15 protein-coding genes, 1 pseudogene and 1 other annotated feature (1 of these 17 only partly in view) are annotated in these 13,479 nt (G+C 50.4%); of the genes and pseudogenes, 6 read left to right on the top strand and 10 right to left on the bottom strand.

From position 1 onward, the window contains the following. From QZF50_RS15980 to topA, 6 genes are all read right to left on the bottom strand, one after another. Window positions 1-614: aconitase family protein (locus QZF50_RS15980; RefSeq protein WP_247075627.1), on the bottom strand; the 614-nt coding region annotated here is incomplete at its 3' end. Between the two features lie 163 nt (window positions 615-777). Then, window positions 778-873, bottom strand: coding sequence for a small membrane protein YmiC (ymiC, locus tag QZF50_RS15975; RefSeq protein WP_001310756.1), 96 nt, complete (start codon window positions 871-873; stop codon window positions 778-780). Between the two features lie 113 nt (window positions 874-986). Continuing rightward, window positions 987-1,154 carry a protein YciX gene (gene yciX, locus QZF50_RS15970; protein WP_001297116.1) on the bottom strand — a complete coding sequence of 56 codons (168 nt, stop codon included), beginning with the start codon at window positions 1,152-1,154 and terminating at the stop codon, window positions 987-989. A 2-nt stretch (window positions 1,155-1,156) separates the two neighbouring features. Then, window positions 1,157-1,297, bottom strand: a complete 141-nt coding sequence (locus QZF50_RS15965; protein WP_001300896.1) for a YmiA family putative membrane protein — start codon at window positions 1,295-1,297, stop codon at window positions 1,157-1,159. Between the two features lie 318 nt (window positions 1,298-1,615). Continuing rightward, window positions 1,616-2,590: an HTH-type transcriptional regulator CysB gene (gene cysB, locus QZF50_RS15960; RefSeq protein WP_000776253.1), complete on the bottom strand. Its 975-nt coding sequence runs from the start codon at window positions 2,588-2,590 to the stop codon at window positions 1,616-1,618. Between the two features lie 209 nt (window positions 2,591-2,799). Further along, complete coding sequence (topA, locus tag QZF50_RS15955; RefSeq protein ID WP_001297122.1) at window positions 2,800-5,397, bottom strand: type I DNA topoisomerase; 2,598 nt, start codon at window positions 5,395-5,397, stop codon at window positions 2,800-2,802. Between the two features lie 379 nt (window positions 5,398-5,776). On the opposite strand from topA, the gene QZF50_RS15950 reads away from it, so the two are divergent. Further along, entirely contained in the window at window positions 5,777-6,028 is a 252-nt protein-coding gene (locus tag QZF50_RS15950; protein WP_001031530.1) for a YciN family protein, read from the top strand. 35 nt (window positions 6,029-6,063) lie between these two features. Here QZF50_RS15950 and sohB read toward each other — a convergent pair whose 3' ends face one another. Continuing rightward, window positions 6,064-7,113 (bottom strand): protease SohB, encoded by a 1,050-nt coding sequence (gene sohB, locus QZF50_RS15945; RefSeq protein ID WP_000422033.1) that lies wholly within the window; start codon window positions 7,111-7,113, stop codon window positions 6,064-6,066. A gap of 219 nt (window positions 7,114-7,332) precedes the next feature. Here sohB and QZF50_RS15940 point away from each other — a divergent pair, with 219 nt between their 5' ends. Together QZF50_RS15940 and cobO are read left to right on the top strand one after the other, a co-directional pair. Then, on the top strand, window positions 7,333-8,091 hold the full coding sequence (locus tag QZF50_RS15940; RefSeq protein WP_000559281.1) for a YciK family oxidoreductase: 759 nt from the start codon (window positions 7,333-7,335) through the stop codon (window positions 8,089-8,091). Continuing rightward, on the top strand, window positions 8,088-8,678 hold the full coding sequence (gene cobO / locus QZF50_RS15935) for a cob(I)yrinic acid a,c-diamide adenosyltransferase (RefSeq protein ID WP_001278906.1): 591 nt from the start codon (window positions 8,088-8,090) through the stop codon (window positions 8,676-8,678). Before QZF50_RS15940 ends, cobO begins: the two co-directional genes overlap by 4 nt. Window positions 8,679-8,717: 39 nt before the next feature. Here the strand turns inward: cobO and rluB are convergent, their stop codons facing one another. The 3 genes from rluB to rnm all read right to left on the bottom strand — a co-directional run bounded on the left by rluB (window position 8,718) and on the right by rnm (window position 11,189). Continuing rightward, on the bottom strand, window positions 8,718-9,590 hold the full coding sequence (gene rluB / locus QZF50_RS15930; protein WP_061892264.1) for a 23S rRNA pseudouridine(2605) synthase RluB: 873 nt from the start codon (window positions 9,588-9,590) through the stop codon (window positions 8,718-8,720). Window positions 9,591-9,690: 100 nt separating this feature from the next. Then, complete coding sequence (locus tag QZF50_RS15925; RefSeq protein ID WP_001295575.1) at window positions 9,691-10,311, bottom strand: L-threonylcarbamoyladenylate synthase; 621 nt, start codon at window positions 10,309-10,311, stop codon at window positions 9,691-9,693. Further along, entirely contained in the window at window positions 10,308-11,189 is an 882-nt protein-coding gene (rnm, locus tag QZF50_RS15920) for an RNase AM (RefSeq protein WP_061892263.1), read from the bottom strand. Before rnm ends, QZF50_RS15925 begins: the two co-directional genes overlap by 4 nt. A 137-nt stretch (window positions 11,190-11,326) precedes the next feature. On the opposite strand from rnm, the gene trpL reads away from it, so the two are divergent. The 3 genes and pseudogenes from trpL to trpD all read left to right on the top strand — a co-directional run. After that, a complete protein-coding gene (gene trpL, locus QZF50_RS15915) occupies window positions 11,327-11,371 on the top strand; it encodes a trp operon leader peptide (protein ID WP_001386774.1) in 45 nt (14 codons plus the stop codon). Further along, window positions 11,348-11,441, top strand: a sequence feature (Trp leader region). Its footprint overlaps the gene before it by 24 nt. A gap of 21 nt (window positions 11,442-11,462) precedes the next feature. Continuing rightward, a complete protein-coding gene (gene trpE, locus QZF50_RS15910; protein ID WP_001194599.1) occupies window positions 11,463-13,025 on the top strand; it encodes an anthranilate synthase component I in 1,563 nt (520 codons plus the stop codon). Then, window positions 13,025-13,479, top strand: a pseudogene (gene trpD, locus QZF50_RS15905) (bifunctional anthranilate synthase glutamate amidotransferase component TrpG/anthranilate phosphoribosyltransferase TrpD) (it continues 1,152 nt past the right edge of the window). Before trpE ends, trpD begins: the two are co-directional and overlap by 1 nt.

Here is a 13,479-nt window from a genome sequence, read left to right as displayed (position 1 = left end):
GGATAAGCAATCCATTCACCGTCCTGCAATTCACTCCACACTGCTTTGCCGAGATATTCGAGGTTAACCTGATGGCAAATGCCTGTGCCTGGCGGCACGACGCTAAACCGACTGAACGCTTGCTTTCCCCATTTCAGGAACACATAACGTTCGTGGTTGCGCTCCATTTCCAGGCGTACGTTTTCTTCAAATGCCTCATCATCACCAAAACGATCGACGGTCACCGAGTGGTCAATGACCAGGTCGACCGGTGAGAGCGGGTTAACCTTTGCAGTATCGCCGCCGAGGCGTTTAACCGCTTCGCGCATTGCCGCCAGATCAACAACGGCAGGTACGCCGGTAAAGTCCTGCATCAGCACCCTTGCCGGGCGGTAGGCAATTTCACGGTCAGCATGGGCATTTTTCAGCCATCCTGCCAGCGCGTGGATATCCTCTTCGGTAACCGAGTTACCATCCTGCCAGCGCAGCAGGTTTTCGAGCAAAACTTTGAGTGACTTGGGCAGACGGGTGATATCGCCCAGTGATTTAGCAGCAAGCGGCAGGCTGTAGTAGTGGTAAGTTTTATCTTTGGCCTGCAACGTGTCCTTACTGGCTTCTCGTAGGGTTGACGACATAGCTCCTCCTTAATGACAGGGTTGCGAAGCCCTGATTCTCTTCAGGGTGAATATTAAAGATAACACAAACATCGCGTAACGATTTGATAACAACCCAAATTGATAAAAGAGGAGAAACCTTGTGGCAAAGCAAATGACAACCCCGCCGCAGCGGGGTCAAGGATCAGTGAGTAATGATCCAGAGGAGTTCGGCCCAGAAGAGCATCGACAGAGAAAACGCGCCCATCCAGGACCAATATTTCATATTTGTGTTGATCATAGGCTACACCCTTAACGGTTATTATTTTGTGTTGAGATAACTCAAGCTGTTATTGCTGCGGTGTATTAAAAGCCCTTTAATTCATTAAAAATGGGTAATAAGAATGATGATAATTATTGTTTCGGCTGATCATCTTCAGCAAACAGTTCTATAAAGGCTTGCTGCTGCGATGTTAGTTGCCAGTCGTCTGGAATAACGACGGAACATTCCCGTTTCGTTTCTGTTTCATTGTCACTATGCTGGCATAATGGTGACGACTCCAGTTGCTCCTGACCGACCATAGTTATCCCCACACTTTCCAAATCAGCAGTGCGACAACCACCCAGAAAAGTGCAGAACCAAGAAAAACCGCCAGCCAGGCTTTACGTTTTAATTCAGGATCGCGGCGGGGTTCCTGATTTCCAGAAGGCATTGCTAACCTCATATAATCGCCATCACTTATCAGCAAGACGTTGAACGATTGGTGTAATTAATCATACGATGAGACAAATCCTAAAGAAACTTTAGTCAAAAATCCAGCGAATTTACGAATCGTCTCCAGTGAATAATTCAATCTTTTGACCTGAAATAGATATTTGAAAACTGGAGTTTGCGAGGCGGGTAATTAGACACTACTTTACAGGTAATTTACCCTATAAATATGAGGGATAAAAATATTGTGCACGGTATAGAAATAAGTAACAAAAGAGAATATATTCCGGCACCTTCGCTACATAAAAGGTGCCGAAAATAACGCAAGAAATTATTTTTCCGGCAGTTTTATATCTTTAAACATGACCTCAATTTCTTCATTAGAGCGCAATGCGACAGCCGCATCAACGACATCACGCGTTAAATGCGGTGCAAAACGCTGAATGAAATCATACATATAACTGCGCAAGAAAGTACTACGGCGAAAACCAATTTTGGTTGTACTGTGGCTGAAGATATCGTGAGCATCAACACGCACAAGGTCGGGATCGGCGACCGGATCCACCGCCATGCTGGCAATGACCCCTACCCCCAGCCCTAACCGGACGTAAGTTTTAATGACGTCAGCATCCGTTGCCGTGAAGACGATACGCGGCGTTAACCCTGCGCGGTTAAAGGCAGTATCCAGTTCTGAACGTCCGGTAAAGCCGAAGGTATATGTCACCAACGGATATTGCGCCAGTTCTTCAATGGTAATGGCTTTTTTGCCTGCCAGCGGGTGATCCGGAGTGACTACAATAGCCCGATTCCAGTGGTAGCACGGTAACATCACTAAATCTTCATACAGATGCAGCGCTTCTGTGGCGATAGCGAAATCAGCATTGCCTTTAGAGACGGCATCAGCAATTTGTGTCGGCGAGCCCTGGTGCATATGCAAAGAAACGCGGGGATAACGCTCAATAAAGCCTTTGATAACGTTTGGTAACGCGTAGCGTGCCTGGGTATGCGTGGTGGCGATATACAGCGAGCCTTTATCCGGCCAGGTGTGCTCACCGGCAACCGATTTTATGGCATCGACTTTCGACAGGACTTCGCGAGCGATACGAATTATTTCTTGTCCTGCTGGCGTTACCTGCGTCAGGTGCTTGCCGCTTCGGGAAAAAATTTGAATGCCTAGCTCGTCTTCCAGCATTCTGACTTGTTTACTGATCCCGGGTTGTGATGTGTAAAGTCCTTCCGCTGTTGATGAGACATTCAGGTTATGATTGACCACCTCAACAATATAGCGAAGTTGTTGTAATTTCATGTTAAACCATCCACTTAGACGCCATCAGAACATCGTTTTTTCGTCACACCTGGCGGGTGACTAATACGATTTAATAATAAAAAAGGTGCTAACTATAACCACTATATCATTTATAGCCTTAGTGTATAGGTGTGAAGAAAAAATAATATGCAATAAAAAAGGGCCGCTTTCGCGACCCTTTGTTTATAAAAACCTGACAGAATTAAAGGTTATTTTTTTCCTTCAACCCATTTGCCATCAACATAAAATGCTGACCAGCCAGTCGCCTTTCCGTCTTTTTCCGAAGAGACATATTGCTGTTTGGTTTTACGGCTAAAGCGAACCATGGTCTTATTACCTTCCGGATCCTGCTGTGGCGCATCGGCCAGATAACGCAGTTTTTCCGGCAGACGGTCGCGGAAGCGATAAAGCTCTTCCACCAGTGGCGCACGCGTTTCACGCGATTTCGGGAAAGTGTTGGCAGCCAGGAACACACCGGCAGCACCGTCACGCAGCACGAAATAAGCATCTGATTTTTCGCACGGCAGCTCAGGTAATGGCACCGGATCTTCTTTCGGTGGTGCCACTTCGCCGTTACGTAAAATCTTACGTGTGTTTTTACACTCTTCGTTGGTGCAGGCCATGTATTTACCGAAACGCCCCATTTTCAGGTGCATTTCAGAGCCACATTTTTCACACTCAACGATCGGGCCGTCATAACCTTTAATGCGGAATTCGCCCTCTTCGATCTCGTAACCGTCGCAGGTTGGGTTATTACCACAGACATGCAACTTACGTTTCGGATCGATGAGATAGCTGTCCATCGCCGTGCCGCATTTCGGGCAACGACGTTTTGCGCGCAGCGCGTTGGTTTCAGCATCTTCGCCTTCCAGCACGTTCAGCACTTCGTTTTCCGGCACCAGGTTAATGGTGGTTTTGCAACGCTCTTTCGGCGGCAGCGCATAGCCAGAACAGCCAAGGAATACCCCGGTGCTCGCTGTGCGAATCCCCATTTTGCGACCACAAGTCGGGCAGTCAATGCTGGTCAGAACCATCTGGTTCGGGCGCATACCACCCTCTTCCGGATCTTTTTCAGCTTTATCTAACTGCTGGGTGAAATCCGAGAAGAAGTGATCCAGTACAGCTTTCCACTCTGCTTCGTGATTTGCCACCTGGTCGAGGCTGTTTTCCATCTGCGCGGTAAAGTCGTAGTTCATTAACTCGCGGAAATTTTCTTCAAGGCGATCGGTGACGATTTCGCCCATTTTTTCCGCATAGAAACGACGATTTTCTACTCGCACGTAGCCACGATCCTGAATGGTCGAAATGATCGACGCATAGGTAGACGGACGACCGATACCACGTTTTTCCAGCTCTTTAACCAGCGATGCTTCACTGAAACGGGCTGGCGGCTTGGTAAAGTGCTGGGCTGGTGTAAGTTCAACGAGCGTCAGAGCATCGCCTTTATTAACTGCTGGTAAGATGCGATCTTCATCGCCTTTACGCAACGCAGGCATCACTTTTGTCCAGCCATCAAAACGCAAAATACGACCGCGTGCTTTCAGGCGGAAATCGCCCGCACCAACGGTCAGCGTCGTGGAGTCATATTTCGCTGGGGTCATCTGGCAGGCTACGAACTGACGCCAGATTAACTGGTACAGTTTCTGCGCATCTGCTTCCATATCCTTCAGCGATTCCGCCATCACATTGACGTCAGAAGGACGAATCGCTTCGTGCGCTTCCTGTGAGTTTTCTTTGCTGGCGTACTGATTCGGACTTTCCGGCAGATATTTCTTACCAAAATTATCGCTGATATAACCGCGAACCATATTTACCGCGTCCTGACTCAGGTTAGTGGAGTCGGTACGCATGTAAGTGATATAGCCTGCTTCATACAAACGCTGCGCCATCATCATGGTTTTTTTCACGCCAAATCCAAGACGGGTGCTGGCAGCTTGTTGCAGCGTAGAGGTAATAAAAGGAGCGCCAGGTTTACTGGTTGTCGGTTTGTCTTCACGTTCCAGCACGCTGTAGCGCGCTTTTTCCAGCAGACTTACCGCAGCCTGAGTTTGTTCTTTGTTGACCGGACGGAACGGTTTGTCGTTCTGATGAGTCACCTGTAACGCCAACGCTTCACCAGATGGCGTGGTCGTGCTGGCATCGACTTCCCAGAACTCTTCCGGCACGAACGCTTTAATTTCACGCTCACGCTCGACCACCAGGCGAACCGCCACCGACTGCACACGACCGGCAGACAGACCACGAGCGATCTTTTTCCATAGCAGCGGCGAAACCATATACCCCACCACGCGGTCCATAAAGCGACGCGCCTGCTGGGCATTAACACGATCAATATTCAGCTCACCCGGTTTATTAAATGCCTGGCGGATCGCGTTTTTAGTAATTTCGTTAAACACCACTCGGCTATAGCGCGCATCATCACCCCCAATCACTTCCCGCAGGTGCCATGCAATGGCTTCCCCTTCGCGGTCAAGGTCGGTTGCGAGATAGATGTGGTCGGCTTTTTCAGCCAGTTGTTTCAGTTCAGAGACGACCTTCTCTTTACCAGGCAACACTTCATAGTGCGCCTCCCAATTGTGCCACGGGTCAACCCCCATACGGTTGACGAGAGCGCCACGTTCATCCTTTTTAGGCTTTTTAGCCGTCTTGGTGGAGGTAGAGTCGGCACTCTTTTTGGCAGCTGAGCCACTGGTCGGCAAATCGCGGATGTGACCGACGCTGGATTTCACCACGTAGTCACTACCCAGATACTTGTTGATCGTTTTGGCTTTTGCCGGGGACTCAACGATGACAAGAGCTTTACCCATATTCACCTTACCTAATTTGATTCTTCCAGGAATGCGTCGCACGTTGATAAACCTTCCACTGGCAACGAGTTACCGATATGGACTCGTTCTCTGCGGATATCAACCCCTTGTCGTGACTCTGTTCACGAAAATTCAGGTGACTGAGTTAACAGGTCTTGGCCTACAGGCGCTATAGCACGACGGAATTTTGGTCGAATGTCAAGCAAATCTATTGCCAGATTGACGAAAGCGTCACACTGTACCTGATAAAATCCGATACGCAACTTTATTAGCATGCAAAATCCAAAGTTACCAGTAAGGCGCTCTTGCCACCAGCGTGGTATATTTGTCTGCAAGCCATGCCTGGCGTAGACTAATGTCCTTGTTTAAGGAGTAAATAATGAACAAAGAGACACAACCCATCGACCGCGAAACGCTGTTGAAAGAGGCCAACAAAATCATTCGTGAGCATGAGGATACGCTCGCAGGGATTGAAGCCACCGGCGTCACGCAGCGTAATGGCGTGCTGGTATTTACCGGCGACTACTTTTTAGATGAACAAGGATTGCCAACAGCCAAAAGCACCGCGGTGTTTAATATGTTCAAACACCTGGCCCATGTGCTTTCAGAAAAATATCATCTGGTTGATTAAAGCAAAACGCGAGGTCTTAGCCTCGCGTTTGTCTTTTACATCAATGGCTTTTGACCCCGCTGCCACCAGCGTAGCAACAATCGATCGGCGCTCTCTGCCGCGCTGCCGGTGAATCGGTCAATGAGTCGTTTACGCTGCATATAGCGTACATTAACCACTTCACGGCCTTCCATCAGGCTAAGAATAACTTCATCACTGGTGTTGATTTCATCAACCAGGCCTTTCTCTACCGCCTGTTGTCCGTACCAGTGTTCACCCGTTGCCACCTGTTCAATATCCAGAGACGGACGCATACGCTTCACAAAATCTTTAAACAACTGATGCGTTTCGTTCAACTCTTCGCGGAATTTCTCCCGCCCTTCTTCGGTATTTTCACCCAGCAAGGTCAGAGTACGCTTATACTGCCCGGCAGTGTGCAGTTCGATATCAATATCTTTGCTTTTCAGGAAGCGGTTAAAGTTGGGCATTTGCGCCACCACCCCAATGGAACCCACAATAGCAAACGGTGCGGAAACAATTTTGTCCGCCACACAGGCCATCATGTAACCGCCGCTGGCAGCGACTTTGTCTACCGTAACAGTTAAAGGAATGTTTTTATCACGCAGACGCTGCAGCTGCGAAGCCGCCAACCCGTAACCATGCACCATGCCACCAGGGCTTTCCAGACGGAGCACAACCTGATCCTGCGGTTTGAATGCTGCGAGTACCGCCGTTATCTCTTCACGTAGCGAGTTCACTTCATGGGCGTCCATGCTGCCTTTAAAATCCAGCACCCAGACGCGAGGTTTACTGTCAGTTGCCACCTCGCCCAGTTTGGCTTTCGCTTTTGCTGCTTTCGCTTCTTGCTTGTGCTTTTTCTTCTGCGCTTTGTGCCACTGTTTTTGCTGATGTGAGTCCATCAGCGCCGCGGCCAGTTCTTCTTTCATCTCCTTATACTGTTCGCTGAGATTGTTGACCCGTAACTCGCCATGCTGGCGTTTATTACGTTGAGCAACATTGACAATAATGGCGGCAATCGCCGCAATCGCTAGCACAACGGTAACGATTTTCGCCAAAAACAAACCATATTCAGACAACAATTCCACGAGTCCCCACCTTGGTTAAACAACGCTTTGGCTCACAGTTTACAACAGGCATGTTAAGCCGTCTCGCAGAGATGTTATTGCAGCGAAAGTATGACAAAGTATCCATTTTGCGGTGTTATCGCCCCAGGCTGATTGAAATGCCCTTCTGTTTCAGGCATAAAGCCCCAAAGTCATAAAGTACACTGGCAGCGCGACAGACAACGTCGTTGAGGAGTAGCCATGCATTACCAGCCAAAACAAGATTTACTCAATGATCGCATTATCTTGGTGACGGGAGCCAGCGATGGGATTGGCCGTGAAGCCGCGATGACGTATGCACGCTATGGTGCGACAGTGATTCTGTTGGGCCGTAATGAAGAAAAATTACGTCAGGTAGCCAGCCACATAAACGAAGAAACTGGACGTCAGCCACAGTGGTTTATTCTCGATTTGCTGACCTGCACGTCCGAAGATTGCCAACAACTGGCACAGCGCATTACCGTTAATTATCCGCGTCTGGATGGTGTTTTGCATAATGCCGGATTGCTCGGCGATGTTTGCCCAATGAGCGAACAAAATCCGCAGGTCTGGCAGGACGTCATGCAGGTCAACGTTAATGCCACCTTTTTGCTCACCCAGGCGCTGCTTCCTTTATTACTCAAATCGGACGCCGGTTCACTGGTCTTTACTTCATCAAGCGTTGGACGTCAGGGACGAGCTAACTGGGGTGCATATGCAGCGTCGAAATTTGCCACCGAAGGGATGATGCAGGTACTGGCCGATGAATATCAGCAGCGCCTGCGTGTCAACTGCATTAACCCAGGCGGTACGCGCACCGCAATGCGTGCCAGCGCCTTCCCGACCGAAGATCCACAGAAACTTAAAACACCCGCTGATATCATGCCGCTCTACCTCTGGCTGATGGGCGATGACAGCCGCCGTAAAACCGGCATGACCTTTGACGCCCAACCGGGCCGTAAACCAGGAATTTCCCAATGAGTGATGAACGCTACCAACAGCGTCAGCAGCGAGTGAAAGAAAAAGTAGATGCTCGTGTGGCCCAGGCCCAGGATGAACGCGGTATTATCATCGTCTTTACCGGCAATGGAAAAGGCAAAACCACCGCGGCATTTGGTACGGCAACACGCGCAGTTGGTCACGGAAAAAAAGTAGGCGTCGTGCAGTTTATTAAAGGCACCTGGCCTAATGGCGAACGCAATCTGCTGGAGCCACATGGCGTTGAGTTTCAGGTGATGGCAACGGGCTTTACCTGGGATACACAAAACCGCGAGTCTGATACCGCCGCCTGCCGCGAAGTCTGGCAACATGCAAAGCGGATGCTTGCTGATTCCTCACTGGATATGGTTTTGCTTGATGAACTGACGTATATGGTGGCGTATGACTATTTGCCACTGGAAGAAGTGGTGCAGGCGTTAAATGAACGTCCACATCAACAGACGGTGATTATCACGGGTCGTGGTTGTCATCGGGATATTCTTGAACTGGCAGATACGGTAAGTGAATTACGCCCCGTCAAACATGCGTTTGATGCCGGTGTAAAAGCGCAGATAGGGATTGATTACTAATCTGTAAAAATGCCGGATATGACGTCCGGCATACTTTGATTAACCGTTATTACGTCCGCCAGAACGACGACCGCCGCTCACCTGACTGTGACGTTTCACCGCACGACGAATCTGATTCGCCTTCATGCGACGACGGTCTTTTTCTACAGCGACTTTAGAGCTGGTTTCTGGCGGTAGCTCCACCAGTTCGCGCAGATAGTTAGTCTGGGCGAGGTCCAGCTCCGTCCAGCCACCGCGTGGCAGACCTTTTGGCAGTGGGATATCACCGTAACGAACACGGATCAGGCGGCTCACCTGCACACCAACCGCTTCCCACAGACGACGAACTTCACGGTTACGGCCTTCGGTCAGAGTCACGTTGTACCACTGGTTGATCCCTTCGCCGCCGCTGAACTTGATGGTTTTAAAAGCTGCCGGACCATCTTCCAGTTGCACGCCACGACTCAAATCACGCAGTTTCGCGTCGTCAACCTGACCAAATACACGCACGGCGTATTCACGTTCAACTTCACGGCTTGGATGCATTAAACGGTTTGCCAGTTCACCATCGGTGGTGAACAGCAGCAGACCACAGGTGTTAACGTCCAGACGACCTACGGCAATCCAGCGTGCGCCACGCAGCTTTGGCAGACGGTCAAACACTGTCGGACGCCCTTCCGGATCGTTACGGGTACACAACTCACCTTCCGGTTTGTAATAGGCCAGAACGCGACAAATTTGTTCAGCGGACTCACGTACCGAAATCAGATGACCATCGATACGAATTTTCAGCCCATGGGTAACTTCAACGCGATCGCCGAGTTTAGCAATTTTGCCATCAACACTCACACGACCGGCTTCAATAATAGATTCGATTTCACGGCGGGAGCCGTGGCCAGCGCGGGCCAGCACTTTCTGTAATTTTTCGCTCATAGAGCTTCCTTTTAGTGTCGCCTTCACAGGCGTCGAACAGGAGAATCAATGGCGCCGTATAGCGCCATTTTAAGGCCGCGTAGTATACAGAGTTACGCACTTATAAGAAAGGCTTCACATCACCTACGCCTTCACGCACCACGACCGGCGTATCATCGGTAAGATCAATAACCGTTGTTGGTTTCTGCCCGAGATAACCGCCGTGAATAATCAAATCTACCTGTTTTTCCAGACGGTCTTTAATTTCTTCGGGATCGGATTCGGTAAATTCGCTGCCTGGCAGCATTAGCGAAGTGGAAAGCATCGGTTCGCCCAGTGCTTCAAGCAACGCCTGCGCAATCGGGTTAGAAGGCACACGCATACCGATGGTTTTGCGTTTTTCCTGCAACAGACGGCGTGGCACTTCCTTCGTCCCCTTCAAGATGAAGGTATAGTTGCCCGGCGTGTTGTTTTTCATTAAACGAAACGCAACGTTATCAACAAATGAATAGGTCGAGAGTTCAGAAAGATCGCGACACATCAGGGTAAAGTTGTGACCGTCCGGCAGCTGGCGAATACGACAAATACGCTCCATCGCGTTTTTATCTTCAATTTTACAGCCGAGCGCATAGCCGGAATCAGTTGGATAAACAATCACCCCGCCTTTACGCACGATCTCCACCGCCTGGTTGATCAGACGTTGCTGTGGGTTATCAGGATGAATATAAAAAAACTGGCTCATAATTCCCTCTCTGTGGTGTTCTGCGGCTGTTCCCATAGCTGCCAGACGCCTTCAACGCCTGCGGGCAGCCAGAGTTTACGACCCAGTTCGATCCACGGGCATGGCTGATGAAAATCAGATCCTTGTGATGCCCATAAATGATGCTGACGCGCAAGGGCCGCCAGCTGGGTACGTTCATTGGGCGATTGCTGGCACTGCGCGACTTCCATCGCGTCACCGTGGTGTTCGGCAAAATGCGCAACCAATCTTTTCAGCCATTTAGCACTAAGATTGTACCGCCCAGGATGAGCTAGCACCGCCTTACCGCCAGAATGATGAATGACATCAATAGCTTGTTCTATTGTACACCACTGTGGCGGAACGTATCCGGTTTTCCCGCGCGCCAGATACTTTTTAAAGACATCCGCCATTGAACTGGCTTTGCCGCACTCAACAAGGAAACGCGCAAAATGACCGCGCGTCACTGCGCCGCCCTGCGCCAGTCGTTGTGCGCCTTCCAGCGCCCTAGGTATTTGCGCTTTTTCAAGTCTTTCGGCAATCAGCTGCGCCCGCTGATTGCGCCGTTCTGTCTGCTGCGCGAGGAACTCACACATTAGCGGATGAGTAATATCAATATTCAGCCCGACAATATGAATTTCATGATTTTCCCAGACCGTGGAAATTTCCACGCCGGGAATAAGATTCAACGCCAGTCCCGAACGTGAAATTTCCTCTCTTGCTGGCGCGATTGCAGCTGTGGTGTCATGGTCGGTGATCGCCAGGGTGCCGACGCGCATCTCGACTGCACGGTGCACCAATGCTTCTGGCGTCAGGCAGCCATCGGAAGCTGTGGTATGGCTGTGCAGGTCGTAAATCACTGCATAATTCGTGTCGCTCAAGGCGCACTCCCGTTCTGGATAATGTTTTTTGCGCCGACATCATAACGGTTCTGGCAAATATTCTGAAATGAGCTGTTGACAATTAATCATCGAACTAGTTAACTAGTACGCAAGTTCACGTAAAAAGGGTATCGACAATGAAAGCAATTTTCGTACTGAAAGCTTGGTGGCGCACTTCCTGAAACGGGCAGTGTATTCACCATGCGTAAAGCAATCAGATACCCAGCCCGCCTAATGAGCGGGCTTTTTTTTGAACAAAATTAGAGAATAACAATGCAAACACAAAAACCGACTCTCGAACTGCTAACCTGCGAAGGCGCTTATCGCGACAATCCCACCGCGCTTTTTCACCAGTTGTGTGGGGATCGTCCGGCAACGCTGCTGCTGGAATCCGCAGATATCGACAGCAAAGATGATTTAAAAAGCCTGCTACTGGTAGACAGTGCGCTGCGCATTACAGCATTAGGTGACACTGTCACAATTCAGGCACTTTCCGGCAACGGCGAAGCCCTGCTGACACTACTGGATAACGCCCTGCCTGCGGGTGTGGAAAATGAACAATCACCAAACTGCCGTGTGCTGCGCTTCCCCCCTGTCAGTCCACTGCTGGATGAAGACGCTCGCTTATGCTCCCTTTCGGTTTTTGACGCTTTCCGTTTATTGCAGAATCTGTTGAATGTACCGAAGGAAGAACGAGAAGCAATGTTCTTCGGCGGCCTGTTCTCTTATGACCTTGTGGCGGGATTTGAAGATTTACCGCAACTGTCAGCGGAAAATAACTGCCCTGATTTCTGTTTTTATCTCGCTGAAACTCTGATGGTGATTGACCATCAGAAAAAAAGCACCCGTATTCAGGCCAGCCTGTTTGCTCCGAATGAAGAAGAAAAACAACGTCTCACTGCTCGCCTGAACGAACTACGTCAGCAACTGACCGAAGCCGCGCCGCCGCTGCCAGTGGTTTCCGTGCCGCATATGCGTTGTGAATGTAATCAGAGCGATGAAGAGTTCGGTGGCGTAGTGCGTTTGTTGCAAAAAGCGATTCGCGCTGGAGAAATTTTCCAGGTGGTGCCATCTCGCCGTTTCTCTCTGCCCTGCCCGTCACCGCTGGCGGCCTATTACGTGCTGAAAAAGAGTAATCCCAGCCCGTACATGTTTTTTATGCAGGATAATGATTTCACCCTGTTTGGCGCGTCGCCGGAAAGTTCGCTCAAGTATGACGCCACCAGCCGCCAGATTGAGATCTACCCGATTGCCGGAACACGTCCACGCGGTCGTCGTGCCGATGGCTCGCTGGACAGAGATCTCGACAGCCGTATTGAACTGGAAATGCGTACCGATCATAAAGAGCTTTCTGAACATCTGATGCTGGTGGATCTCGCCCGTAATGATCTGGCACGCATTTGCACCCCCGGCAGCCGCTACGTCGCCGATCTTACCAAAGTTGACCGTTACTCTTACGTGATGCACCTGGTCTCCCGCGTGGTCGGTGAGCTGCGCCACGATCTCGACGCCCTGCACGCTTACCGCGCCTGTATGAATATGGGGACGTTAAGCGGTGCGCCGAAAGTACGCGCCATGCAGTTAATTGCCGAGGCGGAAGGTCGTCGCCGCGGCAGCTACGGCGGCGCGGTAGGTTATTTCACCGCGCATGGCGATCTCGACACCTGCATTGTGATCCGCTCGGCGCTGGTGGAAAACGGTATCGCCACCGTGCAAGCCGGTGCTGGCGTAGTCCTTGATTCTATTCCGCAGTCGGAAGCCGACGAAACCCGTAATAAAGCCCGCGCTGTACTGCGCGCTATTGCCACCGCGCATCATGCACAGGAGACTTTCTGATGGCTGACATACTGCTGCTCGATAATATCGACTCTTTTACGTACAACCTGGCAGATCAGTTGCGCAGCAATGGGCATAACGTGGTGATTTACCGCAACCATATTCCGGCGCAGACCTTAATTGAACGCCTGGCGACCATGAGCAATCCGGTACTGATGCTTTCTCCTGGCCCCGGTGTGCCGAGCGAAGCCGGTTGTATGCCGGAACTCCTTACCCGCTTGCGTGGCAAGCTGCCCATTATTGGCATTTGCCTCGGACATCAGGCAATTGTCGAAGCTTACGGGGGCTATGTCGGTCAGGCGGGCGAAATTCTTCACGGTAAAGCGTCGAGCATTGAACATGACGGTCAGGCGATGTTTGCCGGATTAACAAACCCGCTGCCGGTGGCGCGTTATCACTCGCTGGTTGGCAGTAACATTCCGGCCGGTTTAACCATCAACGCCCATTTTAATGG

This window comes from uncultured Escherichia sp., assembly GCF_948475835.1.
In the GTDB taxonomy this organism is placed as follows: domain Bacteria; phylum Pseudomonadota; class Gammaproteobacteria; order Enterobacterales; family Enterobacteriaceae; genus ECMA0423.
The sequence above is the reverse complement of the archived record's forward strand: the minus strand, read 5'-3'. Positions and strand labels throughout refer to the sequence as shown.

What these genes read in the sequence shown, in the direction of transcription:
- ymiC (WP_001310756.1), bottom strand. Translation starts at nt 873, where the DNA reads ATGATCAACACAAATATGAAATATTGGTCCTGGATGGGCGCGTTTTCT.
- yciX (WP_001297116.1), bottom strand. Translation starts at nt 1,154, where the DNA reads ATGGTCGGTCAGGAGCAACTGGAGTCGTCACCATTATGCCAGCATAGT.
- QZF50_RS15965 (WP_001300896.1), bottom strand. Translation starts at nt 1,297, where the DNA reads ATGAGGTTAGCAATGCCTTCTGGAAATCAGGAACCCCGCCGCGATCCT.
- cysB (WP_000776253.1), bottom strand. Translation starts at nt 2,590, where the DNA reads ATGAAATTACAACAACTTCGCTATATTGTTGAGGTGGTCAATCATAAC.
- topA (WP_001297122.1), bottom strand. Translation starts at nt 5,397, where the DNA reads ATGGGTAAAGCTCTTGTCATCGTTGAGTCCCCGGCAAAAGCCAAAACG.
- QZF50_RS15950 (WP_001031530.1), top strand. Translation starts at nt 5,777, where the DNA reads ATGAACAAAGAGACACAACCCATCGACCGCGAAACGCTGTTGAAAGAG.
- QZF50_RS15940 (WP_000559281.1), top strand. Translation starts at nt 7,333, where the DNA reads ATGCATTACCAGCCAAAACAAGATTTACTCAATGATCGCATTATCTTG.
- cobO (WP_001278906.1), top strand. Translation starts at nt 8,088, where the DNA reads ATGAGTGATGAACGCTACCAACAGCGTCAGCAGCGAGTGAAAGAAAAA.
- rluB (WP_061892264.1), bottom strand. Translation starts at nt 9,590, where the DNA reads ATGAGCGAAAAATTACAGAAAGTGCTGGCCCGCGCTGGCCACGGCTCC.
- QZF50_RS15925 (WP_001295575.1), bottom strand. Translation starts at nt 10,311, where the DNA reads ATGAGCCAGTTTTTTTATATTCATCCTGATAACCCACAGCAACGTCTG.
- trpE (WP_001194599.1), top strand. Translation starts at nt 11,463, where the DNA reads ATGCAAACACAAAAACCGACTCTCGAACTGCTAACCTGCGAAGGCGCT.